At 61.5% G+C, this 25,483-nt stretch carries 29 protein-coding genes; 15 read left to right on the top strand and 14 right to left on the bottom strand.

Annotated features, from left to right (window positions below; all coding sequences use genetic code 11):
* The first annotated feature begins 2 nt into the window (after positions 1 to 2).
* Positions 3 to 1,313, top strand: a complete 1,311-nt coding sequence (locus tag NKF25_RS01570) for an MFS transporter (protein ID WP_253224987.1) — start codon at positions 3 to 5, stop codon at positions 1,311 to 1,313.
* 27 nt (positions 1,314 to 1,340) lie between these two features.
* Positions 1,341 to 1,757, top strand: a complete 417-nt coding sequence (locus NKF25_RS01565; protein ID WP_253224986.1) for an iron-sulfur cluster assembly scaffold protein — start codon at positions 1,341 to 1,343, stop codon at positions 1,755 to 1,757.
* A 144-nt stretch (positions 1,758 to 1,901) separates the two neighbouring features.
* On the opposite strand, the gene radA is transcribed toward NKF25_RS01565, so the two are convergent.
* Both radA and NKF25_RS01555 read right to left on the bottom strand, forming a co-directional pair.
* A complete protein-coding gene (radA, locus tag NKF25_RS01560) occupies positions 1,902 to 2,933 on the bottom strand; it encodes a DNA repair and recombination protein RadA (protein ID WP_253224985.1) in 1,032 nt (343 codons plus the stop codon).
* A gap of 135 nt (positions 2,934 to 3,068) precedes the next feature.
* Positions 3,069 to 3,674, bottom strand: a complete 606-nt coding sequence (locus tag NKF25_RS01555; protein WP_253224984.1) for a hypothetical protein — start codon at positions 3,672 to 3,674, stop codon at positions 3,069 to 3,071.
* An 87-nt stretch (positions 3,675 to 3,761) separates the two neighbouring features.
* Here NKF25_RS01555 and NKF25_RS01550 point away from each other — a divergent pair, with 87 nt between their 5' ends.
* Positions 3,762 to 4,298, top strand: a complete 537-nt coding sequence (locus NKF25_RS01550) for a DsrE family protein (RefSeq protein WP_253224983.1) — start codon at positions 3,762 to 3,764, stop codon at positions 4,296 to 4,298.
* A 24-nt stretch (positions 4,299 to 4,322) separates the two neighbouring features.
* Here the strand turns inward: NKF25_RS01550 and htpX are convergent, their stop codons facing one another.
* On the bottom strand, positions 4,323 to 5,213 hold the full coding sequence (htpX, locus tag NKF25_RS01545) for a zinc metalloprotease HtpX (RefSeq protein ID WP_253224982.1): 891 nt from the start codon (positions 5,211 to 5,213) through the stop codon (positions 4,323 to 4,325).
* A gap of 200 nt (positions 5,214 to 5,413) precedes the next feature.
* Between htpX and NKF25_RS01540 the strand changes: the two genes are divergently transcribed.
* The 3 genes from NKF25_RS01540 (at position 5,414) to NKF25_RS01530 (ending at position 8,477) form a co-directional block, all read left to right on the top strand.
* Positions 5,414 to 6,295, top strand: coding sequence for an NAD(P)-dependent oxidoreductase (locus NKF25_RS01540; RefSeq protein WP_253224981.1), 882 nt, complete (start codon positions 5,414 to 5,416; stop codon positions 6,293 to 6,295).
* A gap of 78 nt (positions 6,296 to 6,373) precedes the next feature.
* Positions 6,374 to 7,483, top strand: a complete 1,110-nt coding sequence (locus tag NKF25_RS01535; protein WP_253224980.1) for a 60S ribosomal export protein NMD3 — start codon at positions 6,374 to 6,376, stop codon at positions 7,481 to 7,483.
* Positions 7,476 to 8,477 (top strand): class I SAM-dependent methyltransferase family protein, encoded by a 1,002-nt coding sequence (locus tag NKF25_RS01530; protein ID WP_253224979.1) that lies wholly within the window; start codon positions 7,476 to 7,478, stop codon positions 8,475 to 8,477. Before NKF25_RS01535 ends, NKF25_RS01530 begins: the two co-directional genes overlap by 8 nt.
* A gap of 20 nt (positions 8,478 to 8,497) precedes the next feature.
* Here NKF25_RS01530 and NKF25_RS01525 read toward each other — a convergent pair whose 3' ends face one another.
* Positions 8,498 to 9,574, bottom strand: coding sequence for a DUF2891 domain-containing protein (locus tag NKF25_RS01525; RefSeq protein ID WP_253224978.1), 1,077 nt, complete (start codon positions 9,572 to 9,574; stop codon positions 8,498 to 8,500).
* Between the two features lie 73 nt (positions 9,575 to 9,647).
* Here NKF25_RS01525 and NKF25_RS01520 point away from each other — a divergent pair, with 73 nt between their 5' ends.
* On the top strand, positions 9,648 to 9,845 hold the full coding sequence (locus tag NKF25_RS01520; RefSeq protein ID WP_253224977.1) for a hypothetical protein: 198 nt from the start codon (positions 9,648 to 9,650) through the stop codon (positions 9,843 to 9,845).
* Here the strand turns inward: NKF25_RS01520 and NKF25_RS01515 are convergent.
* The 3 genes from NKF25_RS01515 to NKF25_RS01505 all read right to left on the bottom strand — a co-directional run bounded on the left by NKF25_RS01515 (position 9,838) and on the right by NKF25_RS01505 (position 13,007).
* A complete protein-coding gene (locus NKF25_RS01515; protein ID WP_253224976.1) occupies positions 9,838 to 10,863 on the bottom strand; it encodes a peptidoglycan recognition family protein in 1,026 nt (341 codons plus the stop codon). The genes NKF25_RS01520 and NKF25_RS01515 overlap by 8 nt on opposite strands.
* A gap of 77 nt (positions 10,864 to 10,940) precedes the next feature.
* Positions 10,941 to 12,746 carry an ATP-dependent DNA helicase gene (locus NKF25_RS01510; RefSeq protein ID WP_253224975.1) on the bottom strand — a complete coding sequence of 602 codons (1,806 nt, stop codon included), beginning with the start codon at positions 12,744 to 12,746 and terminating at the stop codon, positions 10,941 to 10,943.
* Between the two features lie 57 nt (positions 12,747 to 12,803).
* Positions 12,804 to 13,007: a hypothetical protein gene (locus NKF25_RS01505; RefSeq protein WP_253224974.1), complete on the bottom strand. Its 204-nt coding sequence runs from the start codon at positions 13,005 to 13,007 to the stop codon at positions 12,804 to 12,806.
* A 446-nt stretch (positions 13,008 to 13,453) separates the two neighbouring features.
* On the opposite strand from NKF25_RS01505, the gene NKF25_RS01500 reads away from it, so the two are divergent.
* Positions 13,454 to 14,788 (top strand): MFS transporter, encoded by a 1,335-nt coding sequence (locus NKF25_RS01500; RefSeq protein ID WP_253224973.1) that lies wholly within the window; start codon positions 13,454 to 13,456, stop codon positions 14,786 to 14,788.
* Between the two features lie 76 nt (positions 14,789 to 14,864).
* Here NKF25_RS01500 and NKF25_RS01495 read toward each other — a convergent pair whose 3' ends face one another.
* Both NKF25_RS01495 and NKF25_RS01490 read right to left on the bottom strand, forming a co-directional pair.
* Positions 14,865 to 17,267 carry a DUF4350 domain-containing protein gene (locus NKF25_RS01495; RefSeq protein ID WP_253224972.1) on the bottom strand — a complete coding sequence of 801 codons (2,403 nt, stop codon included), beginning with the start codon at positions 17,265 to 17,267 and terminating at the stop codon, positions 14,865 to 14,867.
* Positions 17,268 to 17,404: 137 nt separating this feature from the next.
* Positions 17,405 to 17,686, bottom strand: coding sequence for a hypothetical protein (locus NKF25_RS01490; RefSeq protein ID WP_253224971.1), 282 nt, complete (start codon positions 17,684 to 17,686; stop codon positions 17,405 to 17,407).
* A gap of 73 nt (positions 17,687 to 17,759) precedes the next feature.
* Here NKF25_RS01490 and NKF25_RS01485 point away from each other — a divergent pair, with 73 nt between their 5' ends.
* The gene (locus tag NKF25_RS01485; protein ID WP_253224970.1) at positions 17,760 to 18,614 is read left to right on the top strand and encodes a YkgJ family cysteine cluster protein; all 855 of its coding nucleotides are present in this window, start codon (positions 17,760 to 17,762) and stop codon (positions 18,612 to 18,614) included.
* Between the two features lie 22 nt (positions 18,615 to 18,636).
* Here NKF25_RS01485 and NKF25_RS01480 read toward each other — a convergent pair whose 3' ends face one another.
* Positions 18,637 to 18,810 carry a DUF5786 family protein gene (locus NKF25_RS01480; protein ID WP_253224969.1) on the bottom strand — a complete coding sequence of 58 codons (174 nt, stop codon included), beginning with the start codon at positions 18,808 to 18,810 and terminating at the stop codon, positions 18,637 to 18,639.
* Between the two features lie 215 nt (positions 18,811 to 19,025).
* Between NKF25_RS01480 and NKF25_RS01475 the strand changes: the two genes are divergently transcribed.
* On the top strand, positions 19,026 to 20,036 hold the full coding sequence (locus NKF25_RS01475) for a DUF5784 family protein (RefSeq protein ID WP_253224968.1): 1,011 nt from the start codon (positions 19,026 to 19,028) through the stop codon (positions 20,034 to 20,036).
* Here NKF25_RS01475 and NKF25_RS01470 read toward each other — a convergent pair.
* Positions 20,033 to 20,317, bottom strand: a complete 285-nt coding sequence (locus tag NKF25_RS01470) for a DUF2795 domain-containing protein (protein WP_253224967.1) — start codon at positions 20,315 to 20,317, stop codon at positions 20,033 to 20,035. The genes NKF25_RS01475 and NKF25_RS01470 overlap by 4 nt on opposite strands.
* A gap of 167 nt (positions 20,318 to 20,484) precedes the next feature.
* On the opposite strand from NKF25_RS01470, the gene NKF25_RS01465 reads away from it, so the two are divergent.
* Positions 20,485 to 21,273 (top strand): PHP domain-containing protein, encoded by a 789-nt coding sequence (locus tag NKF25_RS01465; RefSeq protein ID WP_253224966.1) that lies wholly within the window; start codon positions 20,485 to 20,487, stop codon positions 21,271 to 21,273.
* A 52-nt stretch (positions 21,274 to 21,325) separates the two neighbouring features.
* A complete protein-coding gene (locus tag NKF25_RS01460) occupies positions 21,326 to 21,496 on the top strand; it encodes a DUF6757 family protein (RefSeq protein WP_342764457.1) in 171 nt (56 codons plus the stop codon).
* Here NKF25_RS01460 and NKF25_RS01455 read toward each other — a convergent pair.
* Positions 21,493 to 21,858, bottom strand: a complete 366-nt coding sequence (locus tag NKF25_RS01455) for a hypothetical protein (RefSeq protein ID WP_253224965.1) — start codon at positions 21,856 to 21,858, stop codon at positions 21,493 to 21,495. The genes NKF25_RS01460 and NKF25_RS01455 overlap by 4 nt on opposite strands.
* Before the next feature lie 120 nt (positions 21,859 to 21,978).
* Positions 21,979 to 22,299, bottom strand: a complete 321-nt coding sequence (locus NKF25_RS01450) for a ferredoxin family protein (RefSeq protein ID WP_253224964.1) — start codon at positions 22,297 to 22,299, stop codon at positions 21,979 to 21,981.
* A gap of 211 nt (positions 22,300 to 22,510) precedes the next feature.
* Between NKF25_RS01450 and NKF25_RS01445 the strand changes: the two genes are divergently transcribed.
* The 3 genes from NKF25_RS01445 (at position 22,511) to NKF25_RS01435 (ending at position 24,517) form a co-directional block, all read left to right on the top strand.
* The gene (locus NKF25_RS01445) at positions 22,511 to 22,978 is read left to right on the top strand and encodes a cupin domain-containing protein (protein WP_253224963.1); all 468 of its coding nucleotides are present in this window, start codon (positions 22,511 to 22,513) and stop codon (positions 22,976 to 22,978) included.
* A 65-nt stretch (positions 22,979 to 23,043) separates the two neighbouring features.
* A complete protein-coding gene (locus NKF25_RS01440) occupies positions 23,044 to 23,199 on the top strand; it encodes a hypothetical protein (RefSeq protein ID WP_253224962.1) in 156 nt (51 codons plus the stop codon).
* A 436-nt stretch (positions 23,200 to 23,635) separates the two neighbouring features.
* Complete coding sequence (locus NKF25_RS01435; protein WP_342766294.1) at positions 23,636 to 24,517, top strand: aldo/keto reductase; 882 nt, start codon at positions 23,636 to 23,638, stop codon at positions 24,515 to 24,517.
* On the opposite strand, the gene NKF25_RS01430 is transcribed toward NKF25_RS01435, so the two are convergent.
* Positions 24,518 to 25,450: a DUF4352 domain-containing protein gene (locus tag NKF25_RS01430; RefSeq protein WP_253224960.1), complete on the bottom strand. Its 933-nt coding sequence runs from the start codon at positions 25,448 to 25,450 to the stop codon at positions 24,518 to 24,520. It lies immediately after the preceding gene.
* Between the last annotated feature and the right edge of the window lie 33 nt (positions 25,451 to 25,483).

The raw sequence follows: 25,483 nt of genomic DNA, 5'->3' as shown, positions 1-25,483 counted from the left end.
TCATGCGCTCTCTATTCGAAAATCGGACCTTCAGTCGGCTGTTCCTCGGTCGGTTGATCACGAATGCGGGGGACAGTGCGTACGCCGTCGCGGCGATGTGGCTCGCGTTCCAACTCGGGGGGTCGTCGTTTTACACGGGACTGGCGGGCTTTCTCACCATGCTTCCCCAGACGCTCCAATTTCTCGCCGGACCGCTGGTGGACCGCTGGCGGATTCGGCGGATTCTCGTCGGAACACAACTCGCACAGGGAATCTTCGTCCTCACCATCCCGGTGGCCTACGCAATGGGATGGCTGACGGTGTGGGTCGTCCTCGTCGTGATGCCGATCCTCTCGCTGCTCAACCAGTTCGTTTACCCCGCGGAGCAGGCCGCCCTCCCCCGCGTCGTGGACAAAGACGAACTCGTGGAAGCCAACTCGGCCTTTTCGTTCGCCTACCAAGGGGTCGATTTCGCGTTCACCGCGCTCGGCGGCATCGTCATCGCGGCGATGGGCGCAATCGCCCTCTACCTCGTCGATTCGGTGACGTTCCTCGCGGCGACGCTCGTCTTTCTGGGAGTGAAAATACCGGCCGCGGAATCGCAGTCGGATGGTGAGGAAACGAAAGAGGAAGCCGAAAACGAAGACCCAGAGAATGTCACGTCCGCCCTCAACGACTATCTCGCCCAACTCCGTGACGGTATCGACTACGTTCGCGGATCGATACTCGTCTGGGTGCTCGCCGGAAGCCTCGTCGTTAACGCGGCTATCGGAAGCACACTTGCGGTTCTCCCGGCGTATGCGAAAGCACACGGCGGGTCGGATGCGTACGGATTTCTCCTCGCCGCAGTCGTCGGCGGAATGCTCATCGGGTCGCTCGCGGCGTCACCCCTCGAACGATTTTCACTCGCCACCTTGAGCATCGGCGGATTCGTCTTCGGTGGAATCGTGTGGCTCGCCGCAGTCGCCGTCGGGTGGTTCCCGGCGACACTTGGACTGTTTTTCCTGGCGTGGATTCCGGTCGGTGCGACGAACGTCATCTTCGCAGCGATGATCCAATCCGTCGTTCCGGAACACCTGATGGGCCGCGTCTCGTCGGTGCTTTCGAGCGCCTCCGTGGGTGCGATGCCCCTCGGATCGCTGCTCGGTGGCGTGGGTGGGGACGCACTCGGAAACACCATCGTCATGACGACCACCGGATTCGGCTTCCTCTGCATCGCCCTCTGCTGGCTGGTCCATCCGCAACTTCGAGCGATCGCGACCCTCGACGACCTGGGTGGCGAGGAGTACGGACTCTCGACGGCCGCCGGGGCGGAACCGTCGGAATCCTTTTAGGTGAATCTCTCCTACCCAGATTCAACTATGAGCATGGGTTCGGACATGTACCGGCAGCAGATTCTCGACCATTATCGGAACCCGCGAAACTACGGGGAACTCGAAGATGCCCAGTTCAGCCACGAGGGAGTCAACCCCTCCTGTGGCGACGAACTCGAATTCGACGTCTCCCTCGAAGACGACGGCGAAACCATCGAACGCGTCGCGTTCCGCGGCGACGGCTGTGCGATCAGCCAAGCCAGCGCCAGTATGCTCTCCCAGAAGCTTCCCGGCATGAGTCTGGACGAGGTTGCGGCGATGGACCGGGACGACGTTATCGACATGCTCGGCGTCGATATCAGCCCCATGCGGGTCAAATGCGCCGTGCTCGCCGAGAAAATCGTTCAAGACGGTGCGGAGATTTACGAGGGCGAGCAGGAAGAAGGGCGGACGACGACGGAATAAGCGGCGGATTTGAAATAATCGACGGAGTTCCGATTTTGCGGTGCCGGGCGTTCGAGTTCGATGTGACGATTTGCGAGTGAGCGGAAGCTATCCCGGAATCGAGAAAGAAAAACAAGGGGGAGAACGCGTTTTCGAACCGCCCGATTATTCGGGCTTCAGACCGCCGTCCTGCACGCGCATGACGGCCTCGCCGTCGGCGAGGTTCGGCGCGTCCACGAGGCGGACGATACGCTTGTCGCCCTTCGACTTGCGGAGGTACATCCGGAACGTCGATTTGTGTCCGAGGATGTTCCCACCGATTGGCTGAGTTGGGTCGCCGAAGAACGAGTCGGGGTTGGACGAAACTTGGTTCGTCACCACGATGGCCGTGTTGTACAGGTTACCGACCTTGTCGATGTCGTGGAGGTGTTTGTTGAGTTTCTGCTGGCGGGTGGCGAGTTGTCCACGGCCGACGTATTCGGCGCGGAAGTGGGCCGTGAGGCTGTCGATACAGACCAGTCGGACGGGCCAGTCGCCGTCCTCGTGTTCGCCCGCGAGTTCCTGGGCCTTCTCCGCGAGGAGCATCTGGTGGTTGGAGTTGAACGCCTTGGCGACGTGGATCTTGTCGAGGATGTCGTCGACGAGTTCCTGCATCGCTTCCTCGTCGTCCGGCGTCCCCTCGATTTCGCGGTCGTCCATCGTGGCCTGAAGGGCTTCTTCCGGCAGGCCACGAACCATGTCGTCGATACGCTCGGGACGGAACGTGTCCTCGGAGTCGATGAAGATGACGCTTCCGTGGAGACCGCCCTGTTCACGCGGAAGTTGGACGTTGACGGAAAGCTGGTGGGTGATCTGGGATTTCCCCGCACCGAACTCGCCGTACACTTCGGTGATGGACTGGGTCTCGACGCCGCCGCCGAGCAGTTCGTCCACTTCGTCGATCTGCCAGCTGAGTTTGCCGATCCGCTCGCGTCGTTCGAGAACCTGCGAACCAGTCTCGAACCCACCGATGTCGGCCTCCTTCCGTGCGGCCTGAATGATGTCGGCGGACGTGCTCTCGCCGACGTCTGCGGTGTTGCTCAGTTCGCCAGGGCTCGCAACTGCGAGGCTCTGGTAGGAGTCGAATCCCGCTTCTCGGAGTTTCTCTGCTGTTGCCGGTCCAACGCCGGGGAGTGCTTCGAGGTCTACGTCTGCCATTGTAGTTCTCCCTTGTTCCCCTCATCATATAAATCCCCGTTAACAGCGGAGTGAAAGTGAAAATTGATGGCGGGAATAGGGGACAATCGAATTGGAAAGAAAGCCTTTAGATACGAAGAAGGAACCTCGTGCGAACTACTGCCACGGATGTTTGCCGGAGTGGTCAGGCCAGAGCGGATACCAGTACTGTTCGTCCGACTCGATTTCGAGTTCCCCGTCCAGGTTGCTCTGGAGTTTGAACTCGGCGGCCGAGTCGCGCTCGTGCCCGCGTTTCGGCGCGAACGGGTAGTAGGCACCACGGCGGAACGAGTACAGCCAGTAAACGTAGTTGCCGTCGTTCTCGAAGCCGAAGATCGCGGCGAGGAGGCGTGAGCCGTAGCCTTCCTCGACGAACGTGTCGGCCGCGAAGTGGAGGCTCGTCACGAGGTCCTCGGGGTCGTCGTCTTCGAGGACGAACCACGAGTACCCGTGGCTGTCGACGTGGGCGGTCGCCTCGGTTCCCGTCTCTTCCTTTCCGGCTTCGAGAATGGCGTGAACCTCGTCCACCGCGTTCTGGAAGTCGGTGCTATCGACTTCGGAGAAACAGAGCGCGGCCTGCCCAACCGATTCGTAGCCGAGGTCGGCTTCCATCGTGACGTAGGCCGTGCTCATGCCGAAGAGGTCCTCGGGGTCGGCCGCCCGGCCAGCATCCGTCTCGGCGCGGATGCCGAGCACTTCACGGATTCCATCGAGTAATCCCATATCGAGGCCTACGGAGGCGGGGAGGAAAAAGGGACGCGATACTTATGTCGCTGTTAATAAAGGTCCTCGCACCCGTCAGTGGAACCGATGGGAACGCATTCCCGACGCCGGTTTCTCGAACTGACAGGTGCTGGCACCGCCATCGCGCTCGCGGGTTGCTCCAACGGCCCGACTGAAGACGCGAAAGGTGCCTCCACATCCACCACGGAAACCGACACAACGACAGGAACAACGACGGAAGCGGAAACGACGGAGACCGACGAAGAATCGGAGGATATCACGATGAGTACGGTATTTCACTACAGCGACGGGGAAGAGCATCAAGGACACGCGGTGGCGAACGTCGCCAACCTCCTGAACGACGATTCGACGGACACGGAGACGATCGCGCTCGTCGCCAACGGCGGCGGCGTCAAACTCGTTTCGAAGGACTCCACGGTGGCCGACAAGGTCACCTCCCTCGTGGAGAAGGGCGTGAAGTTCAAAGCCTGCCACAACAGCATGAGCAAGTTCAATTATACGAAAAAGGACCTCCTTTCGGGTGTCGAAGTCGTTCCCGCCGGAGTCGGCGAACTCACCAAACTGCAGGCGAAGAAGGGATACGCCTACATCAAAACGCCGTAAGGCGTTAGTAGACGCCGAGAGTCGTTAGTACGACTCCATCTCACGTTCCATGTCACGGAGGCGCTCGACGCGCTTCTCCGTGCTCGGGTGCGTGCTGAACAGGTTGCTGATGAAGCCTGCTTTTGCGGGGATGATGAAGAACGCGTTCATCTCGGAGGACTCGCGGAGGTCCTCCTTCGGAACCTTGTCCATCCGACCGTCGATGGTCAGCAGGGCCGAGGCGAGCGCCGACGGCTTGCCCGTAATCGTCGCCCCGCCGCGGTCCGCGGCGAACTCGCGGTAGCGCGAGAGCGCCCGGATGAGGAAGTAGCTGATGATCCACACGACGAGCGATGCGGCGATGGCGACGAAGACGGGAACCTGATTCCCGTCCCGACTGTTGCGGCCGCCGCCGAACAGCCAACCCCAGCGGACGATCATGAACGCGATGGTCGAGAGGAACGACGCGATGGTCATGACCATCACGTCGCGGTTCTTGACGTGCGCGAGTTCGTGGGCGAGCACGCCCTCCAGTTCCTCCTGATTCAGCGTCTGGAGGAGTCCCGTCGTCACGCAGACGGCGGAGTTCTTCTGCGAACGTCCGGTTGCGAACGCATTTGGAACACGCGTATCGGCGACGGCGACCTTCGGTTTCGGCAGGTCTGCCTGCTGACAGAGCCGACTAATGGTCGCGTGGAGGTCCGGATACTCGTCCTCGCTCACTTCGTGTGCGCCCATGCTCCACAGCGCCAGTTTGTCGCTGAAGAACAGTTGGCTGATGCCGAATACGACGGTACCGATGATTACCATGGTGAAGATGCCAGTGTTATTGAAGAAATGTGCCATCACTCCAACGAACACGATATACAGGGCGAACAGGAGGAACATCGTGAGGCCCATCCTCGCACGAAGTCCCCAATCTGCCTTCCATTCCATGGTTCAGTCTAGGTATTCCGACCGTTTAAACATTCGTTGTTGCGTGCGGGTAAGTAGCATACGAGGAAGGGGTGATTTTTATACGCGGTTAAATACGTACCAAAATAATAGAAGTATCACGTTTGTCAAGGCCGGAACGCTTACCCCGAGAGACGGGTTAGACGGTGTATGTTCTCGTTTGAACCGACGAGGGTACATCGATGACCGGAACGGTCGTCTTAGCTGGGAGCCTCGACCGTTCCGGCCGATGGCTCGCCACGCACCTCGCCGAGCAAGGGTGGGACGTTACTTGCATGAGTCTCTCCCGTTCAGAGTGGGAACTGGGGGGGTATCGAGGGCTTTCGTTCCGCTCGGCCGACCTGACCGAACAGGTCGAGACGGCGGAAGCCATCTCGACCGAAAATCCGGATGCGGTCGTTCACTGGGCCTCGCTTCCGTCGCCCGAACGCCACGCTGGAATGCGGATATTCGAGAACAACGTCGTCGGCGCGTACAACGTTCTCACGGCCGCGGGGAGGGCGAACGCCCGAATCGCGTGGGCGTCGAACGAGAGCGCCTACGGCTTCCAACTCGCCGGAAAACCGTCGCTTCCGGAGTACCTTCCGCTGGACGAGGAACATCCGCTCCGGCCCGAGGACCCGTACGGTACGTCGAAGGTCGTGGGTGAGCAAATCGGCGCGATGGTCGCCCGCCGCTACGACGTCCCGGTGGCGTCGATTCGCGGGTCGTGGGTCCAGTTCCCCGACGAGTACGACTGCCTCGACGCCCGAACCAACCTCGCCACCGGCGCTGGGAACTTCTGGTCGTACGTGGACGTTCGGGACGTTTCGACCGCCATCGAGCGAGCCATCTCGGCGGACTTCTCCGGCCACGAACCGTTCATCGTCTCGGCGGAAGACAACTACCTCGACGAACCCATCGAGCGGGCGCTGTCCGAGTTCTTCCACGACGTTCCCGACTCGTGCACCATCTCGGGGACTGATTCGGCGCTCTCGACCGCGAAAGCCCGGTCGATGCTCGGGTGGGAACCGACCCACTCGTGGCGCGATATGGTGGACGACGACGAGTTCGTCTTTCAGTGAGCCATCGTCAGTAGCTTCGGCATCTTCGGCGTCTTCGTCATCTTCAGGCTTAAAAGCGAGAACGACATAGAGCCGACAATGACCGATTCTCGCGAATTCTGCCCGAACTGTGGCGACCCCATCGAGGTCGATATCACGGACCGGGAGTATCCGACGTCCGCATCCCCGCGCGAGCGGAAGCTCTGTGATTCCTGTTATTTCGACCGCTTCGATCTCGTGGACGCCCCCGAGCGAATCGAGGTTCGGGTGTGTGCCCAGTGCGGTGCCGTCTATCGTGGCCGTCGATGGGTGGACGTCGGCGCACGCGACTACACCGATATCGCCATCGAGGAAGTGAGCGAAGCGCTCGCCGTCCACGTCGATGCCCGCGACGTGTCGTGGCAGGTGGAACCCGAACAGATAGACCCGAACACGATCCGGATGCACTGTTATTTCTCCGGGATGGTTCGTGACACGCTGATGGAGGAGGAAATCATGGTTCCCGTCATGATCGCCCGCCAGACGTGTACGCGCTGTGGGCGGATCGCAGGCGATTACTACGCCAGCATCGTCCAGGTTCGAGGTGTCGATAGGACGCCGACCGCGACGGAGGAAAAGCGTGCCAAGGAAATCGCCAACGAAATCGTCGCGGACATGGAGGCCACGGGCGACCGAAACGCCTTCGTCACCGAGATGGACGAAACGGACGACGGACTGAACATCAAGGTCTCGACCACCAACATCGGCAAGAAGATTTCGAGCAAACTGGTCGAGGAGTTCGGCGGGAGCTTTTCCGATGCGGAAACCCTCGTCACGGAGGACGAGGACGGCAACGGAGTATATCGCGTGACCTACGCCGTCCGCCTGCCGCCGTTCACCCCCGGCGACATCATCAGTCCCGACGACGACGGGCCGGTCCTCGTCAGGAGCGTACAAGGAAACCTGAAGGGCCGACGGATCACTACCGGCGAGGAGTACGAGGCCAAGTTCGGAAACGAGGATGCCGCCGACGCCAGCAAGTTGGGGAGCATCGACGACGCCGAGGAGACGACGCTGGTCGCCGTCACGGACGAACACGCGGTACAGGTGCTCGACCCCGAGACGTACCAGACGAAGACGATCGCCAAACCGTCGTACATGGACGAGGACGCGGAGATGGTGCCGGTGTTCAAGAGCCGAGACGGACTGTACGTGGTTCCGGATGCGTGACCTCGCCGTTCTCGTACGAAAGCCGAAGGCGGAGGATACCATCGCCGAACTGGAAGCCGAAGGTGTCTACGACGATTCCCGAAAGGTCCGCGAGCACGACGAAGAACTGGTCGAACTGCCGGTAACCGAGCGGCCGACCGAAACCGAAATCGAGGGTGTCATCGAACAGGACGACCCCGAACGGCGAGGGGCCGACCTCGAAGCGCTCCTTTCGGCGCGGGGGTGGACGGACGAGGAACTCCAGCGCGCACCCAAATCGTGGGCCGTCATCGGCAGCGTGATTCTCGTCCAGTTGGACGACTGCCCCCGCCCCGAAGATGTCGGCGAGGAACTGCTCGACCTGCACGGCGAGGCCGAAACCGTCCTCGCCCGGGGCGGAATTTCCGGGGAGCACCGGGAACCCGACGTGACTGTAATCGCGGGGACTGGGGACACCGAAACCGTCCACACCGAACACGGGACGAAGTACGGACTCGACCTCCGGAAGGTAATGTTCGCTCCCGGCAACCAGCACGAACGCGCCCGGATGGGCGAAATCGTCTCCCCCGACGAACGCGTCTTCGACATGTTCGCGGGAATCGGCTACTTCACGCTCCCGATGGCCCGCGCAGGAGCACAAGTGACGGCCGTCGAGCGAAATCCTGCGTCGTTCAAGTTCCTCGTGGAGAACGCCATGCTGAACGACGTTCCGGGTCGCATCGACGCCTACCGGGCCGACTGCCGGGAGATGACGGACGTGAGCGCCGAACGCGTCGTCATGGGCTACTACGACGCCCACGAGTATCTCGACACGGCGCTCGACGCCCTCGAACCCGGCGGCATCGTTCACATGCACGAGACGACGCCGGAAAACCGGTTGTGGGAACGACCGATTTCGCGGCTCGAATCGACGGCCGAGAGTCGTGGACGGGACGTGGAGATTCTGGATACTCGGCGCGTAAAAAGCCACAGCGAAGGCGTGTGGCACGTCGTGGTGGACGCGAAAGTCGAGTGATCCCCGACGCTCGTCACCGATCACGGCGGCGCGATACCGCCGTCGTTTCTGGTGAGCAAGTACAGCACGAACGATGAGAGCCAATGCGACCCGGCGTAGTCGTCGGTGAACGCCTGGTTCAAACCGCGTTCAGTATGCCGCTTGGCACTCCGCTCGAATACATCGGCGTATCGGTGTCCGTCGAGGGCTGACGCGAGTCCCGCCAGACACCACGCCTTCGAAACGTTGAGCCCCGCCAAATGCAGTGCGACACCTTCGTCCGGATTAGACGCCACGTGCACGGGTTCGAGAATCGTATCGTGGGGGGCGATAGTCACGTCCGGAAGGAAACGGTCGAGCCACGCCTCCAACTCGTAACGGCCGTAGACGCGTCGCATGAGGTCCGCTTCCGTCAGCGCGGGGGAGAGAAAATCCCATCCGAGGGGTTCGTACTCGACGGGGTAGTCGCGGTCGTCGGCGAAGAATTCGGTTGCCGTCTCGCAAACGGTCGCTTCCAACGACTCGTTGTCCGTCGTTCTCGCATAATCGAGAATACAGTGGAGGGCGAACGCGGAGTTTTGATGCGTTCCAACCCTGAACGGGCGTTTTTGTGGGAGGAACTCGGATTCGACGAGGGATACGGTCTCGTGTTCCAACGGCCCGAGAACCGACCCCCACTCGTTCGCGTCGTCGTCTTCCCACCGATACAACTCCGAGGCGAGGTGGAGGAGCCACGCCCACCCGTACGGTTTCTCGAAGGACGGGTTGTCCTCGAAGTATTCGACCTCCCGTTCGATGTTCTCGGGCGTAAACCGAGCGTCGATACGCGCTCTAATCTCGGACTCCGCGGGGTGGTCGTCGAACAGCCGAAGTTGGCGGATCAATGCCCAGTGGCTGTGTACCGACGAGTGCCAGTCGTAACAGCCGAAAAACACCGGATGTCGCTCCTTCGGTCGTTCGACCCCGTTCGGGGAGTCCACGGAACCGACGAAGTGGGGAAACTCGGTTTCGATCGACTCCAACGGATACTCGGAGAGGGTTTCCGCAGTATCCGTTCCGATCCAATCGCTTCTCCCCGAGAGGATCACGTTCGTCTCGACGGCGGCAAGTGGGTTCATCGATGCAGGGGGGTCTCTACCGTTCCGTATTCAATCGACCGATTGTGTGCTAACATTACTCAATCCCGTTCGGATGATGGAGAACACGCGGCTAAACGGGTTGCAGCGCCAGCAAAGGAACGGGGAAGAGGCCGCTCCGGAACCGATCGCCAACAACACTTATCAGATCGAGCACCATATGGCCGGTATGGATCGACAGAAGCTTATCTCGCTGTTCTTCGTCCTGCTGATGCTGGGCTCAGGAGTGGCGTACGCGGTCACCCTCATCTGAGCCAGTACCCGGCGGACCAACCGGTTTCGCCGCCCTCGTAGGCGACCTTCCACCAGCGGTAGCCGCCGGTGTCGACCGGACCGTCCACGACCGTTCCCGCGGTACCTTCCGGAACGGTTGCGAGTCGGGTACCGCTCGGTTCGTCTCTGACGCTCGATTCGCCGGTCGTTTCGACCGCCGACCCCGTATCGAATCGAGCGTAGAGGAGGTCGGTCGCAAGCACCCATCCGGGGCGACCGTCGAAGTCGAGTTCGTACCGCTGTTCGCCGCGGTGAGCGCTGACCGTTCCAGTCGCGGTACCGACTGCACCACCGGGAACGTCGAGCGTGTCCGAACTGTCGTCCGTATCCCGATGAACCGCGTTCTCGGACAATACCACCGCGTGCTCGCCGGATTCGATGTCGTAGCGCCGGACGAATCCCTCGTAGCGACCCCAGTTCCAGAGCGACCCGGGGTCGGTGTGGCCGTTGGCACCGCCCCGTCGTGAGCAGTCGTCCGGGTCGGGAACCTGTACGTGCCCGATGATACCGCCCTCGCCGTCCATCGCGTCGCAGGGCGCGATGTCGTAGCGTCGAACCCGCTTCGGGAAGTCGAATCTCGTGGCTTCCCAGCGGACGAGACGAGCGGAGACGTCGTACAGTTCGTCCGAAAACCGTGTTTCGTTTCGCCACCCGGAATGTTCGATGCCGACCGAATGCCGATTGTACGACCGGTTTCCGGCGTGCCACGCGGTGTTCGATTCGGCAACCTGCCGCGTGAGGTTCGCGGTTCGATGGTCAACGACATGGTGTGTGCTCACGTTCGATTTCGGATTTTGGAACCAGCGTATCGTACTATCGGCTTCGCGTTCCGCGACGTGGACGATGAACCACCGGATGTCGCGGTCGGTTTCACGGTTCGGTTTGGCGTAGTTCGATTCGTCTGCCGGTACCCGATCTACTGTCGGTTTCGTGGCCGCCGCTGACAGTCGAGAGCCACCGTCTTCACCCACAGCACCGGAACGCCGTGTCTCGTTCATTCCACGCTGATTCGGAACAAAAGCGAATAAATTGACGACCTAGTATGAACGACGAACCGTGACGGTAGCGACCCGCATCACTCCGTGTCCCACACGTCCGCCATCGGACTCTTCTTTTTGCGGTCGGAGCGCCGCGAGCGTGAGGATTGGCTGGATTGGGAGTTCGACTGCGACTGATCGTCGGTCGATTGGCTCGGCGATTCGGTTCGATGTCTTCCGCCGCCGAGTCCGCCGATACTACCGTCGCCGCCCGCATCTCCCGGGTCGAACTCGGGAAGGTCCGGGTACGACATCAGATCGACCTGTTCGGCGAACCAGTCGGGCATGTCGGTCCGGGCGCGGTCGAACAGTTGCAGGAGGCTGGAGTCGGCGAGGTACGTCGCGCCGTAGTCGTCCGGGGCGCGGATCACGCGCCCGCAGGCTTGAATCACGGTTCGGAGCGCGGCGCGGTAGTACCACGCCCACTGGCCGTGTTCGAGTCGGTGGGCGACCCGCGAGTCGCCGGTGTTCAGAAATGGTGCCTTACAGAGCACCTGCCAGCGGGCGAGGTCGCCCTTCAAATCGAGCGCCTCCTCCATCTTCACCGAGAGGAACACGTCCGGGTCGTCCGTCGCCTTCCACGAATCGAGGTCGGCGTCGCGCGAATCGCGGCCGTGGGCGCGCACTCGTCCGCCGACCCCGAAGGCGTCGAGGTGTTCGGCGAGTTTCTGCTGGATATGGTAGGAGTGGGCGTGGACGATTCCCTTCTCGTCCGGGTGCTCCTGCATGACGCGGACGATGGTTCTCGCGATCTTCGGGAGCGTGTCCTCGCGGTGTTCGTACGTCATCTTCCCCTGCGTCACGTCGTACAGCGGCCGATTTTCGACGGGGAAGGTGTGGCCGACGTCCACGAGGGCGACGCGGTCCGGATCGAGGCCGACCTGTCGGCAGAACGCCGCCTTGTTCAGGATCGTCGCCGAGAGGAGCGCGAACTTGTTCCCCCGCTCCCAGACGGTGTGGGCGAGGTACCGCTCGGGGTTCATCGGTTTGATGGTGATCGCGGTTCCCTTCCCGTCCGGTTGGTCCACGACCCACTCCGTCGCGCTGTCGGGGTTGCGGTAATCCTCAACGAACCAGTCCAGTTCCGAGACGAGTTCCTGAAACCGGTCGCGGCGGGCGACCTCCGCGGGCGTGAGTTCCGGTTGCGCCACGAGGTCGTCTTTTCGTCGCTTGAGGGTGCCGCCGAGTCGTTCCGCGTACTCCACCGCCCTGTCGAGACCCGTGATTTCGGGAACCTTCATATCGTCCCAGATTGGCACCGTCCGCGGGTTTATGTCGATGGCGGCGTACATCTCGGCCCATTCGGCGAGTCCGTGGGCCTCGTCGATGACCACCACGTCGCGCTTGCGGAACACCTCCGAACCAGCAGTTCGCATGAAGTACGCCAGCGTCATCGCCGCGATTTCCCGGTTGCTGGCGATGGCGCGGTCGGAGAAGTACGGACAGCGATGTCTCACCGAGCAGTCGTAGCCCTTCTCGCGGGCACAGGGCGCGCGATTGACCGGCGTGTCGTGTTCGCCCGGCAGGATGCAGGAGTAGTTTCGCTTCCCGCGGATGATTTTGAGGTCGTCCAGTAGGGAGTCCTCGGCCACGTCGTCCAACTGCGAGACTTGCGGCGTCGTGTAGTACGCCCCTGTCGAATCGCTCGGGTCGGCCTCGTCGACCCGCCGTGCACACCCCGCAATCGCCCGAGCGAGCAGGGACTTACCGCTCCCCGTCGGTGCGCGAACCAACACCACGTCGTTTTCCCCCTCGAACGCTTCCCGAATGTCCGATAGCGCCTCCTGCTGGTTGCCACGGAAGGAAGGTGCGGGGAACTCGTCTAAAATCCGCTCGGGATTCACTGTTGGTAGAACGACGAGGAGGGCCGTAAAACCTGCCGGTCTCGGGCAGGTTTCGCGTCACTCGCTCAACGCCACCACGTCTTCCGCCGACGGATAGTCCGGCAACTGTTCGATGCAGGCATAGCAGAGGAAATGCTCGCTGCCGTCCTCGAACTCCAGCGTCATTCCGCCAGTGGTCTTTGGACTCGCAGTCCAAAAGTTGCCAATCCCTCCCGCAATCGGCACGTCCGCCCCACAGCCGTCGCACTTGTCGGTACTCATTGGAACCAGTTGTGAGTCAGGGGCAAAGAGCGTTTGGCGTGGACGGTTCGGACGATGCGGTGGCGGGAACCAGAAACGGAACTCCGGGGGCCGTCATCGGTGTGCGTTGGAGTGCCACGGTACCGTCAGAACTATGACCGATGTGACTCGATTTTTTCACGAAGCGTTCTATGACTCATCGGTTCGCGTGTCGTCCGGTGTTCGAACCGCTCGCGCTCACGCCGAGGAGCGGGGCCCGATAGCCGCAGCACTCGGGTTTCGTTCCGCTACATCCCGTAGCCGCAGTTTCTCGACCGAACACACACGCATATGCCGATATCCACCGAGTCGTCGGCACGTCGCCGCGACTCACTCGTCAGCGTATCGTCGCTCGAACGAAAGACGCATCGCTCGCCGTCCCTCGGACGGTTCGAACCGGAATCGACGACCGTCGGAGGTGGTCGCGAATGACCACGGTGGACGCGGACGGGAATACAGCCGACGCGAGCGGAACGTCGGTGGACGCAAACGCCACGAACCCGTCGCTGTGGCGGAATCGCGATTTCCGACGGTTCTTCGCCGGGGAGTTCGTGACGAACGCCGGGGACAGCCTCTACACCGTCGCGGTCCTGTGGCTCGTCTTCGACCTCACCGGTTCGACCGTCCTCACGGGAATCGCCAACTCGCTGTTGTTGCTCCCGTGGCTCCTGCAGATGTTCGCCGGGCCGATAGTGGACCGACTACGGCTCAAACCCGTGCTCGTGGGGTCACAGGTGATACAGGGCGTCGTCGTCCTCGCACTCCCGCTGGCCGCGGCGATGGGATGGATGAGCGTCGGTGTCCTGCTCATGGTCGTCCCGATACTGACGCTGGCGAACCTGCTGATGGAGCCGATGCAGGCGACGCTGGTCCCCCGTATCGTGGCCAAAGGACGACTGTCGCGGGCGAACTCGGCGCTCGCGACCGTCACGCTCGGACTCGACATGGTGTTCGACGCCCTCGGCGGTGCCTTCATCGCCGTCTTCGGGGCGACGACGCTGTTCCTGTTCGACTCGGTCACGTTTGCCGTCGCCGGGATGCTGTTCGCGGGCATCACCGTCACCGCGGTGGACACCGCCGGCGAATCGGAAGGGGGCGACGAACCGCTGTTCGGCTCGTACGTCGCCGACCTGCGAGCGGGGGCCGACGTCCTCCGTGGAACGGTCTTCGTCGAACTGATACTCACGACCGCGGTGGCCAACCTGGCGACCGGCGTGACGCTCGCCATCCTCCCGGCCTTCGGCGACGGTCTCGGAGGTCCCGCGGTCTACGGCCTGCTACTCGGTGCGCTCGGCATCGGCCGACTCGTCGGGTCGGTAGTCGCGCCGCGTTTCGAAGGCGTCTCGTACGGGCGGTTGCTCCTCGTCGGCAATTCGCTGGGAGCGTGCTGTTGGTTCGCCGCGGTTTATGCGCCGTCGGCGGCGCTCACGGTGGTCCTCTTCGGAGCCGCGTGGATACCGGCGGGCGTCAACGGCGTGCTCACGGCGACGCTGAACCAGACCGTGTTTCCGGCCGACCGACTCGCTCGGATATCGTCCATCAAGGGAACCGCCTCGGGTGCCACGCTACCGCTCGGTTCGCTGGTCGGCGGCGTCGTCGCCGAGGTGATGGGAACGACGACAACGATGGGACTGGCGGCGTTCGGTTTCGGATTCACGGGGCTGTACATACTCGTACGGCCGCGACTCCGACGGCTCCCCGCCGTCGCGGATGCGAATCCCGCGGCGTTCGACGTGACGCCGGAATCGGGCGACGAGGAGTAGCGCGGCTGTTCCCTTCGAATTTTCGAGGGTCCTCGGGATGGTGTACGAAAAACCGCGAAAAACGGGGTCGTCCGTCTCAGTACGACTTGCTGGTGGACAGTGCGTCGCTGTCGTCGTAGACGTACACCGTGTCGCCGCCGTTGTTCCAGACTGCAGAGCCGGTCTTGCCCCAGTAGAGGTCGGTGCTCGTGTCCGACCCGGTGCCGGTGTGGAGCGTCACCTGCGCACCGGCGTCGAGGGTGAAGCCGTCGGGGAACGAGTAGGTGTGGGAGGCCTCGTCCTCGACGGTCCAGCCGGTGAGGTCGATGGAGCCGGTTCCCGTGTTCTCGAAGACAACGTACTCGTCGTCGAGGTTGTTGTTGTCGTTGCCGGACGCGTCCTCGTGAATCTGGGCGATCGAGATTTCGCCGTCGCCGCTACCGCCATCGCCGCCGCCGGTCGAGCCGTCGTATGCGTCGAACAGCGGGAAGGACGTGTCGAAGACCGTCGTCGTCGGGATACCCGAATCACCGTTGACGTTGTTCGTCCCGTCGGTGACCTGGTCGCCGTTGATGCGCAGGTCGGAACCGAGCGAGGACGCGAGACCGTTCAGGTTGGAGCGAGCGCCGGACGGTGCCGTCCCCGCGCCGATGAGAACGACGGCGCCGCCGTCCGCGATGAACGAGGTGAGCGCGTCGATTTCGGCGCTCGTGAACGCGCTGACGGGCGTGGTGACGATGATCGCCTGCCAACGCGAGAGGTCGAACGCGTCGAGATGGTTGACTTGGTCGAACGAGAGGTCGACGCCTTCGAGGTAGCGCCCGTAGTACGCCGCGTCGTCGTTCGAGAGGGCGTAGGAGGCGTCGAACTGACCGTGGCCACCGTCGATGAGGACGTCGCCGCTCCGGTCCGTGATGTAGTCGATGAGGTTGGTGAGGAAGACGAAGTTCTCGTAGTCGGAGGTATCGACGGCGAAGCCTTCGGAGCTCTCGTAACTCTCGTCGATAAGTGGGCTGCCGACCATGGCGACGTTGGCGTCCTCGTCCACCGCGGCGAGCGGGATGTCGCCGTCGTAGCTGTAGCCGCCACTCTGCGTGGCGGTGCTCTCGGCGGAGACCGGAACGCGGGAGTCGGCGACGCCGCCCGAGGCCGTCTTGACGCTCGCGGCTTGCGGGAAGAACAGGTCGTCCACCGCGCGGTTGCGGATCGTTGGAGCCTCGTCGGGTGCGCTTTCGCTCCACACGTTGAGACTATCGGACCGTGCGGTGTCCTCCGCACGCCAGAACTTGTCGTGTTTGGTGAGGCCGGAACCGTAGACGCGGGCGTAGCCCTGCTCGACTGCGTGGTAATTGTACAGGTCGTCGCGGTTTCCGTCGCCGTTCGCGTCGTAGTAGAGGTAGCCGAGAACGCGGTCGTAGGTGTCCCGAATCGGCTCGTTCTCGTCGAACGCGAGTTTGACGGTCTTCCCGCCGAGTTCGTCCTGTCCGAAGGTCTTCGCGTTGTCACCCCACGTCTGGAGGTAACTGAGGTCCTCGATACCCTCCCACTCCTGAATCCGCTCGGCGGAACTGTGCGAGGAGAGTTCGGGCGTGTCGATGCCGAGGATACGGATGCTCTCGGTCGTGCCGTCGGAGAACTCCACCGTCGCGGTGTCGCCGTCCGAGACCTTGGTGACGTCCACGGTGTAGGTCTTGGACTTGTCCAGTCCGAGTCCCTCGCGGTCGGTGAAGTAGTCGAAAGCGGTGTTGAACTGGCTCGTGAGCGGTAGGTAATCCGAACCGCCGTTGTTGGTCGCGTCGACGACTTCGTCGTCGTTGAACCGGAACGAGAGGCCGAGCGCGGACGCGATGTCGTTCAGGTTCGCGGTCGTGTCGTTGTCGTTGTAGTCGGATTGATCGTGGACGAACAGGACGCCACCGCTCGCGACGAAGTCCGAGAGGGCGCTCAACTCCGAGGACGAAAACGCGGTGGCGGGCGAGGTAATCACGGCCGCGTCGGCGCTCCCGAGGTCGGACGAGAGGCTGGACGTTGCCGTCACGGTGTAGCCGTTGTTCTCGGCGTAGCTCTCGAACTTCGAGAACGACGCGAGGTCGTAGTATTGGTCGTGGCCCTCGTCGAAGAGAACGGTGCCGGAACCGCCGAGTTGGGCGTCCCACGCGTTGAGGACGAACTCCTCGTTCCCGTGCTGCCAGACGGTATCATCCTCGACGAGCATCGAACCGAACGCGACGACGTTCGACTCGGTGGCTGTCAGCGGAATCGACGTGCCGCTGCTGTAGATGGTTGCGTCGCCGTTCGAGTCGGCATCATGGTTGCTGGCCGTGTCCTCTGCCCAGACGGAGATGATCGAGCTATCGGTCAACTCGCCCCCGGAGGAGTCGAGGAGGCTCGACGTCGAATGGAATTCGATTGCGGGAATTTGGCCCGAAGCGGCCCGTACTTCGGAACTACCCGTTGCGGCGATTGGTCCCGCTGCCGTTGCTGCTGCGAGTGCTGACATAAACGTTCGTCTTCGCATCGAGTGAACGAAAAAAGTGCAGGGACATAAATTATTGCATTTTCATGCGTTATTTTAACCCACTGCCACAAGAATATATACAAATATGTGCACAATATATTCCTACGTTTCACACGGTTCTAGACGCCATCGTCCGGAGCGTATTCGTCCATCATTCGGCTCGCTTCGGTGGCGTAGCGCTCGCGTGTTTCCTCGTCTTCGACCGTTCCTAACTGGTCGGGAGACACGTCGAGTGCGGCCGTGGTCTCGCGCGCAGCACCGGTGAAGCTCGTGAGCGCACGCTCCTTGCGGAAGTAGCGTTTTCCGTCCGGCGTCGCGTACACGAGGATGATCAGGTTCTGTTCGTCGTCCGAATACGTCCGTTCCGCGAGCCACACGCGCACTTCGTTGCTGGTATCCATATCCCCCATCGGTTCCGGGAGGAAATAGTTCCACCCGACGGTTTATGCTACTAACTACCGTACCGTGATCGGTATGGAGGTGAACTGCGAGGGATGTGCTGGATGCTGTATCGACTGGCGAGCCATCGCGCCGACTTCCTCGGACCACGAACGGCGTGGACCGCGCCGACCGTTGGACGAGACCTACAATCTCGTTCCCCTCATGCGCGAGGAAGTGGAAGCGTTCGTGGAGGCCGGACTCGGTGACGCCATGACGCCGCGCCTCTGGCACGACGACTCCGGGGTCGAAATCGGCGGCGAACGACTGGCGGCAATCGGGGGGAAACCCGCGTTCTTTCTCGGGCTTCGCAAGCCGCCGAAACCCGTCGAACCGTTCGAAATCGAGGAATCGGAGTGGCTGCCGACCTGTACCTTCCTCGACCCGGAGACGCTGCAGTGTCGGATTCACGGGACCGACCTGTATCCGATGGAGTGTGCGGAGTACCCCGGCCACAACTGCAAGCTGGGACAGCAAACCGAATGTGAGCGGGTGGAGGAAGCGTTCGGCGGGGAGCGATTGCTGGATTCGGAACCGCCGGAGGCGCTCTCCGGACTCCTCCTCGGTCCGCAGGCGATCGGCGAAAAGGTGTTCGTCTATCCGGACCCCGACGAGTTACCCCCCGTCGTCGATCGAATGCTCGCGGACGAGTTGACCGACGAGGACCGCGCCCACTTCGTTGCGAGCGCCGCCGCAAGCAGCCCCGGAACGACGGAACACAATCGGGCGGTGTACGAAACCGTACTGGAACGAGCGCGAGCGGCCGACTCGTGGGTCGGCCGCTCCATTCGGGAGTGGGAAGCGATGGCAGAGAACTCCGATGAACCCGACCCGTCGGTCGCGGAGCGGGTCGAAGCGGAGCGCGGCGCACCGTCCACTCTAGGCTGGTAAACAACTGCGAAGAAGAGCCGTTCTACTCGGATTTCATCTTCTGGAACTGCTCGAGCAGGTCTTCGGCTGAATCGCCGGAGTCGTATTCGACAGTCCCGTGATACTCAGATCGTACGTCATCGACGGTCGTATCGACGCTACTGTTTTTCCGCTCACGACGTTCGTGTTCTTCTTCGTCATAGGCACCCATTGACATGACAACCACACTCATACTTGGCGAGGAGTAGTTATTAATGTAACGGATAATCACATTATACGTTCACGATGGACTATCGTCAGACGGAAAGAGGTACTCGAAGAAACGGAGTGCGCGAACCGATGGAAAAGACGACGGAACTGAGAGTAGAGATGTATTCGTGACGACCGGTGTGGTGCATAACACGTAAACATTCTCGGTTACTAGGTCATCTTGTGGCAAGCCCGCTCCGCTTTCGCCGCTCTACGGAGCGGTGGGACGACGACCGCATAACGACGGAGTTGTATTCGCACCTCGACTCGAACCTCGGGGCGCGTTCGACGACACCACACTACGTGGAACCGAACGGCTTCGAGGCACGGCGTTTCGAGATGGATAACGGCGACGTGGCGCTGTTCGTCTGGAACGACGACCTCGCCTACTGGCTCGGGAACACCGAGACGCCGCCCGCACTCTGGCGCACGAACAAGTACACCTTCGACGAGATTCCGTATCCTATCGCGCGGTGGAGTCAACGCGAACTCCTCGCGGATCTCGCCGTCGAATCGCCGTGGCTGGCCGAATACGACTACCTCTCGTGGTTCTTCCTTCCCGTCTTCTTCTCGAAGGACGGCCGCGAAACCTCGCGAGCGTTTTTCCGTAAGTACGCCGCCGGATTCCCCGACGCGACGCGCGACCAGGCGCTCTCGTTTTACGAGCGATTTCTCAGTACGGGTGCGCTGGACGACTACCGATACACGATGGCGTCGAAACTCGGGACGAGCGAGTACTTCGACGAGAACCGTATGAGTTCGACGATGAGCGAGTTCACCGTCGCAAAGATACTAACCGACGCCGGGTACGCCGTCGAACCCGAAATCGAGGTGACGACCGGCCATTCGCTCGATTTCCGTGCCGACCCCGCCGACGGCAACCAATCCACGCTGGTCGAAGTGACCCGTCCACGTCCGCCGACTCGGCGGGCCGCGGATACGCCCGTCGCGGCGGTGCGCGAGACCGCGGAAACGAAGACGAACGGGCAACTGAGCGAGCACGGTGGTGGCGCGGTGTTGTTCGTGGACTGCACCGGATTCCGGGACGACGAGTGGGCCGCCGTCATCGGCGAGCAACCGGGCGTCCGTCATCGACCGGCGGTCGTCTTCCGCGCTCGACCGTCCGGACACATCGAAGCGTACGAAAAAGGGTCGGTGCCGCTGTCGCTGAACCGTGCGCTCGACTGGGTCTAGAACGAGACCTGGTCGGGACCGGACGTTCCCATCGTCGTCGGGTCGCGGTCGCTGTAGTACCGGCGACCGATGGCCTTGTGGCTGATGGCGTTGTACATCGCTTCTTGGGCCTGCTGTGGCGACTCGTACGTTTCGTCTCCGGTACGGCTGAACACCTCTTCGAGGGTTTCAGTCCCGTTGGGGAGGTCGATGACGTAGTCGCCGTGGGACGCGATCAACCGTTCCGTGTCGGTCGGATACTGATGTTCATCGAGCAGTTGGCTTGCCTTCTTGAGCGTCATTACGAACAGTTCTAAATCAAAGACCATTATAAACATTTCCGCCAAGGGGATACGGAGAATATAAGGATGTACAATCGGTATAGATTCGGCGCTTCGTCGCCGCCCTGTCCTGCAAAAGTCGCCGGTCGAACCACAAACACCTTCGTTCGAGCTACCGGAGGAAGGACATGAGCGTTTTTGCGGATCTGCACGTCCACACCACTAACTCCGACGGGTCGATGGAACTGTCCGACGTTCCGGCGGCCGCGCGGTCGGCGGACGTGTCCGTCGTCGCCATCACGGACCACGACCGACTACATCCGGAACTACCGACGCCGGTCAGCGTCATGGATGGGGTTACGGTCGTTCACGGCATCGAACTGCGGGTGAGCGCACCCGATGGCCAGCATCTCGACTTGCTCGGCTACGGCGTCTATCCGACACCGGAACTCGCCGACGAACTGGAGCGCCTGCAGGCTGACCGGAAGGAACGCGGACAGGCCATCATCGACTGCGTCGAAGACCGACTCGATATCGACCTCGGACTCGAATCGCGCGAAGGGCTCGGACGACCGCACATCGCTCGCGCCATCGAAGCACACCCGGAAACCGAGTACGACTTTTCCGGCGCGTTCGACGAACTCATCGGCGCTGGCGGACCGTGCTACGTCGCCCGGGACGTGCCGACGTTCGAGCGCGGCGTCGAACTGCTCTCGGACGCGAGCGGCCTCGTCGGCTTGGCCCACCCGTATCGGTACGACGACCCCACTTCGGCACTCGCCCTCACCAGCGAACTGGATGCCGTCGAGCGATACTATCCCTACGGACGCGAGGTGGATACGCGACCGTTGGAGCGGGCGATTGCCGACCACAACTTGGTGCCGACTGGAGGAAGCGACGCCCATGGGGAAGTGCTCGGGAAAGCCGGACTCTCGAAGGCGGAATACCGTCACTTCAGAAGCGCGGTCACGCTTTGAGCGGTCATTCGCAAACGGTGGGTTGACTTGTGTGGGGAACGTAGTCGCGGCCATGCGGTGTCATTACTGTGACCGAGAAGCGACGTTCGCGCCCGAAGTGGATGGCGTCCAGGTCGGCCTCTGTGATGCCCACTTCCGGGAGCAGTTCGAATCACTCTCGGATTCGGAGATGATGGAGAAGTTGCGGAACCAACTGGACATCGACGGGACCGATAGGGATTAGTTTTCGATTTTCGCGGTGAACAGCAGTTCGTCGTAGCGATAAAGGGATGCGGGTTCGAGCGTCGCGAGCGCATCGGTAGCCGAATCGGGCGACACACGGACACGGACGGTTCGAATACCGTCCCTGAAGAGATACGAGAGTCCGGTTCGAAGCGGGGCCGTCAAGTCGGATTCGCCGACCGCAACGGGGTGGGTGAGCGCGTTCTCCTCCGCGGAGAGGATCAAGGACGCGCCACCACCGCTCATCGTGTAGATCGTGAGCGTGTCCCCCTCGTGTTCCGTGCCGAGAACGTCGACCGGCTCGAACGGGGATTCCGATTCGTCGAGATCGAGGTCGAGAACGTCGTCCGATTTTCGCCTCACCGTCGGACTCACGGTTGCCACCTACCAAATAAGTGGGGAGGGCTTCGAGGATTCATACAGGCCATTTGCGGCCGATATATAAATAGACAGTGGATAACACAAAGAAGAATTTTCGTTTCTTCAGGCGCGGCCAGCGTCCACGTCGATGGCATCGACGGGGCACACGTCAACACAGAGCATGCAGTCGATGCACTGCGCTTCGTTGGCCGGGTCTGCTTTCTCTTCGCTCTCCGGGTGGCCCGGCGTGTCGGTCCATTCGAACACGTCGACCGGACAGTCTTCGAGACACGCCCCGTCGGCGATACAGAGGTCGAAATCGACTGCGACGTGGGTACCGTGGATACCGAGCGTTTCCGGTTCGTCCACCGGACCCCATACGTCGTGGCCCTCGTGTTCGTCTACTTTTTCGCGGTTTTCGTGGAATTGTGGGTCGATAGCCATCAGTGTTTCACCTACACAGTTTAACGCGAAACAGGTACTTAAAACCAAGTACTTTACTTAAAGGTTTGCTCTCCCTTCATTTTTTAGGTTAGGCTAAAAACTGGCCGGAGAGGCTCCGAACAGCGAGAGTAGGAATTTGAGCGTGCGATGGGTTTAAATACCACAACGAGTCGGTAGGAGGTTTTACGGTATCACCGACGAAGAAACGCGCATGGAGAAAGTCCACGTCGAGGACGTAGCGGGACAGATGAGCGCGGCGGACGTTCGACGGCCGGTTTCGAAGGCGCTCGGAACGGAGGACATGGCCATCAACTACTACGAACTCGCACCGGGCGACAGTTTCGCGTTCGGGTATCACGCACACGACGACCAGGAGGAGGTCTTCTACATCCAGTCCGGCACCGCGACGTTCGAAACCGAAGACGGCGACGTGGTCGTCGAAGCGGGCGAAGCGATTCACTTCGCGCGCGGCGAGTTCCAACGTGGCGTCAACGAGGGCGACGACCGCGTCGTCGCCCTCGCGCTTGGCGCGCCGCGCGACACCGAAAACGTGGAGATGTATCGCGACTGCCCGGAGTGTGGCGAACGGACGCAGAACGAGATAGAGATGGTCGGCGACAAGGAAGCGCTCGTCACCATCTGTTCGGATTGCGGCGCGGAAACCGGTCGATTTCACTGATCGGTTTGGTAGTTGATTCTTCGGGAATACATTCATAAAACAGGGCAAGAAAGGACGATAGACGAATGGCTACACAACGAGAAGCGTTCAGTGTCTTCGTCGCCCTCCAATTCGTCGTCGTCTCCGCGGTACTGCTCATTTTGCTCCCGCTGAATGTCGTCGCGCCGATCATCCCGCTCTTTCTCGTGTTCTCGTTCGGTCTGTACAAATACCGTTCATGAATCGTGGGGGCGGAGCGTTTTACGGTGGGGTTCCACCGGAAACGGTAGCCTTCGTCTATCGGAATCCGGTTGCAAACGAAACACAACCGACGGGAAACCCCGGTGTAACTTTTCCACCGGAAACGGGGGGGGTTCGTCACGGACTCACAAACCCCACCCCTGCGGGCGAAAACGACGGGCAAAAAGGGCAGTTTTCGAGGAGGGATAATCGGCGGACGACAGGCGTCAGACACGCGATTTTGTGGGTTTTTGCTACCCCACAGTTTCCGGTGGAACGGAGGAAGCGGAGGACGTCGAAAGTTCTGTTCGAGAGCGAAATCGTGGACTGATATCGACGCGAAAACGATGACGGATCGGGAGGGGTGGCGATGGAGCAAGGGAACGGCGACGGAGAGAAAGGAGGTAACGACGGAGCGAAAGTAGTGACGACGGAGCAATGGAGCGGCGACGAAACGGAAGTGACGCCTACCCCACCCTCGCTTCCGCGATACGGACCTTTTTCGCTCTCGCGTCCTTCTCCGAGTTCGTGATAGAGATTCCATCGCCAGGGTTGGGAACGTCTCAAAACAAGGATCCCGAGCAGTGTGCCGAGACGATCCGGACGGCACTCGACGTCGGTTATCGACACATCGACACCGCGCAGATGTACGAGAACGAGGCGGAGGTCGGCGACGGAATCGCCAGTTCGGACGTACCCCGCGAGGATATCTTCCTTGCCACGAAGGTCCTCCCAGCCAACCTCGCGTACGACGACGTGTTTTCGAGCGTGGACGAAAGTCTCGACAAACTCGGGACGGAGTACGTCGATCTGCTGTACGTCCACTGGCCGATGGAGGCCTACGACGCGGAGGATACGCTCCCGGCGTTCGACGAACTGTACGAGGGTGGAACCGCCACCGACATCGCCGTGAGTAACTTCACGCCCGAACTGCTGGACGAGGCCCGTGATCTGCTCGATGCCCCCATCGTCGCCAACCAGGTCGAGATGCATCCGCTGCTCCAACAGGAAGAACTGCGAGCGTACGCGGCGGACCACGACATGACGCTCGTCGCCTACTCGCCGCTCATGCGGGGCGATGTCGGTGACGTCCCCGAACTGCAGGACATCGCCGAAAAGCACGATTCGACGCCGAGCCAAGTCAGCATCGCGTGGTTGCAGGGACTGGGCAACGTCGTACCCATTCCGAAGGCGACCGGTGAGGACCACCTCCGGCAAAACCGCTCCGTCCCTGAACTCGACGCCGAGGACATGGACACTATCGCGGCGATCGACCGTCAAAAGAGAGTTATCGATCCGGACGCGGCCGCGTGGAACTGACTACTGGTTCCAGCGTGTCCACCACGAGCCTTCGTCGTCGCTACCGTGCCACTCGATGGTTATGTCCTGCTCCGAGACGTCCGCCGGGAGTTCGTAGGCGAGCCATCCGGCGAGACTCTCGCCGGAGGCGACGGTTCGGTCGCCGAACTTGTTCACCTTGTACTTTCCATCCTCCTTGGCGATGTGGTCCGTCGGTTTGATCTTCTTCCCTCCTGTATGGAGGACGAACTGATTGCCCATCGGAAGCGTCTGCTTCATTCGGAACTTGTTTTCGGCTTTCACCGTCACGAAGGCCCACTGGCTGCCGTCGCTGGCCTCCACGTCCTCCGACCCACCGCTGTCCGGTTTGTAGCGATAGTGGTCGGTGAGGGTGACATCCTGCACCGTCACGGCGATCTCGTTCGGACTGAGGAACGACTCGCCGAAGGAGAGCGTTTCGCCGACGATATCGATCGAGAACGTCTTCTTCAATTCCGCGATGTGGTAGTTGACCGTCGCCACGTACGGATACGTGAGCTTGGTGGACCACGTCGTCGTCTTCCCCGGCGCGATCTTGTCGGTTTGGATGTGTCCCATCTGCTGGGACCCCGGCGCGTTGCCTTCGACCGACACCGCGGATTCGAACGCCTTCGGGTTGTCACCGACGTTTTTGAGGGTGAGTTTGAGCGCGAACTGCTTGCCCATCGTGACCTTCTTCGGTACCTTCGCGGACACGAGTTGGAAGCCGTTGGCAGTGGTGATTCCACCACTGTCGGCGCTCCCGTCGTCGGTGCCGTCCGAAGTCGATTCGGTAGCGTTACCCGACCCGCCCTTCGATTTGTTCTTCGAGCTATCCCCATTCCCGCCGCTGTTCGGTCCGGAACCCGTACACCCCGCCAAGGCCCCCCCAGCGAGTGTCGCTCCGGACGCCGTCAGAAATCTTCTACGGCGCATGGGTAATTTATATACCACCTCCTAAATAAAGAC

Source organism: Haladaptatus sp. AB643, from assembly GCF_024136975.1.
Classification (GTDB): Archaea; Halobacteriota; Halobacteria; order Halobacteriales; family Haladaptataceae; genus Haladaptatus.
Note: the sequence above shows the minus strand (reverse complement) of the source record. Positions and strands in the feature narration are given on the sequence as shown.

Coding starts and splice junctions, on each gene's coding strand:
- NKF25_RS01570 (WP_253224987.1), top strand. CDS start 3: ATGCGCTCTCTATTCGAAAATCGGACCTTCAGTCGGCTGTTCCTCGGT.
- NKF25_RS01565 (WP_253224986.1), top strand. CDS start 1,341: ATGAGCATGGGTTCGGACATGTACCGGCAGCAGATTCTCGACCATTAT.
- radA (WP_253224985.1), bottom strand. CDS start 2,933: ATGGCAGACGTAGACCTCGAAGCACTCCCCGGCGTTGGACCGGCAACA.
- NKF25_RS01555 (WP_253224984.1), bottom strand. CDS start 3,674: ATGGGATTACTCGATGGAATCCGTGAAGTGCTCGGCATCCGCGCCGAG.
- NKF25_RS01550 (WP_253224983.1), top strand. CDS start 3,762: ATGGGAACGCATTCCCGACGCCGGTTTCTCGAACTGACAGGTGCTGGC.
- htpX (WP_253224982.1), bottom strand. CDS start 5,213: ATGGAATGGAAGGCAGATTGGGGACTTCGTGCGAGGATGGGCCTCACG.
- NKF25_RS01540 (WP_253224981.1), top strand. CDS start 5,414: ATGACCGGAACGGTCGTCTTAGCTGGGAGCCTCGACCGTTCCGGCCGA.
- NKF25_RS01535 (WP_253224980.1), top strand. CDS start 6,374: ATGACCGATTCTCGCGAATTCTGCCCGAACTGTGGCGACCCCATCGAG.
- NKF25_RS01530 (WP_253224979.1), top strand. CDS start 7,476: ATGCGTGACCTCGCCGTTCTCGTACGAAAGCCGAAGGCGGAGGATACC.
- NKF25_RS01525 (WP_253224978.1), bottom strand. CDS start 9,574: ATGAACCCACTTGCCGCCGTCGAGACGAACGTGATCCTCTCGGGGAGA.
- NKF25_RS01520 (WP_253224977.1), top strand. CDS start 9,648: ATGATGGAGAACACGCGGCTAAACGGGTTGCAGCGCCAGCAAAGGAAC.
- NKF25_RS01515 (WP_253224976.1), bottom strand. CDS start 10,863: ATGAACGAGACACGGCGTTCCGGTGCTGTGGGTGAAGACGGTGGCTCT.
- NKF25_RS01505 (WP_253224974.1), bottom strand. CDS start 13,007: ATGAGTACCGACAAGTGCGACGGCTGTGGGGCGGACGTGCCGATTGCG.
- NKF25_RS01500 (WP_253224973.1), top strand. CDS start 13,454: ATGACCACGGTGGACGCGGACGGGAATACAGCCGACGCGAGCGGAACG.
- NKF25_RS01495 (WP_253224972.1), bottom strand. CDS start 17,267: ATGTCAGCACTCGCAGCAGCAACGGCAGCGGGACCAATCGCCGCAACG.
- NKF25_RS01490 (WP_253224971.1), bottom strand. CDS start 17,686: ATGGATACCAGCAACGAAGTGCGCGTGTGGCTCGCGGAACGGACGTAT.
- NKF25_RS01485 (WP_253224970.1), top strand. CDS start 17,760: ATGGAGGTGAACTGCGAGGGATGTGCTGGATGCTGTATCGACTGGCGA.
- NKF25_RS01480 (WP_253224969.1), bottom strand. CDS start 18,810: ATGTCAATGGGTGCCTATGACGAAGAAGAACACGAACGTCGTGAGCGG.
- NKF25_RS01470 (WP_253224967.1), bottom strand. CDS start 20,317: ATGACGCTCAAGAAGGCAAGCCAACTGCTCGATGAACATCAGTATCCG.
- NKF25_RS01465 (WP_253224966.1), top strand. CDS start 20,485: ATGAGCGTTTTTGCGGATCTGCACGTCCACACCACTAACTCCGACGGG.
- NKF25_RS01460 (WP_342764457.1), top strand. CDS start 21,326: ATGCGGTGTCATTACTGTGACCGAGAAGCGACGTTCGCGCCCGAAGTG.
- NKF25_RS01450 (WP_253224964.1), bottom strand. CDS start 22,299: ATGGCTATCGACCCACAATTCCACGAAAACCGCGAAAAAGTAGACGAA.
- NKF25_RS01445 (WP_253224963.1), top strand. CDS start 22,511: ATGGAGAAAGTCCACGTCGAGGACGTAGCGGGACAGATGAGCGCGGCG.
- NKF25_RS01440 (WP_253224962.1), top strand. CDS start 23,044: ATGGCTACACAACGAGAAGCGTTCAGTGTCTTCGTCGCCCTCCAATTC.
- NKF25_RS01435 (WP_342766294.1), top strand. CDS start 23,636: ATGGAGCGGCGACGAAACGGAAGTGACGCCTACCCCACCCTCGCTTCC.
- NKF25_RS01430 (WP_253224960.1), bottom strand. CDS start 25,450: ATGCGCCGTAGAAGATTTCTGACGGCGTCCGGAGCGACACTCGCTGGG.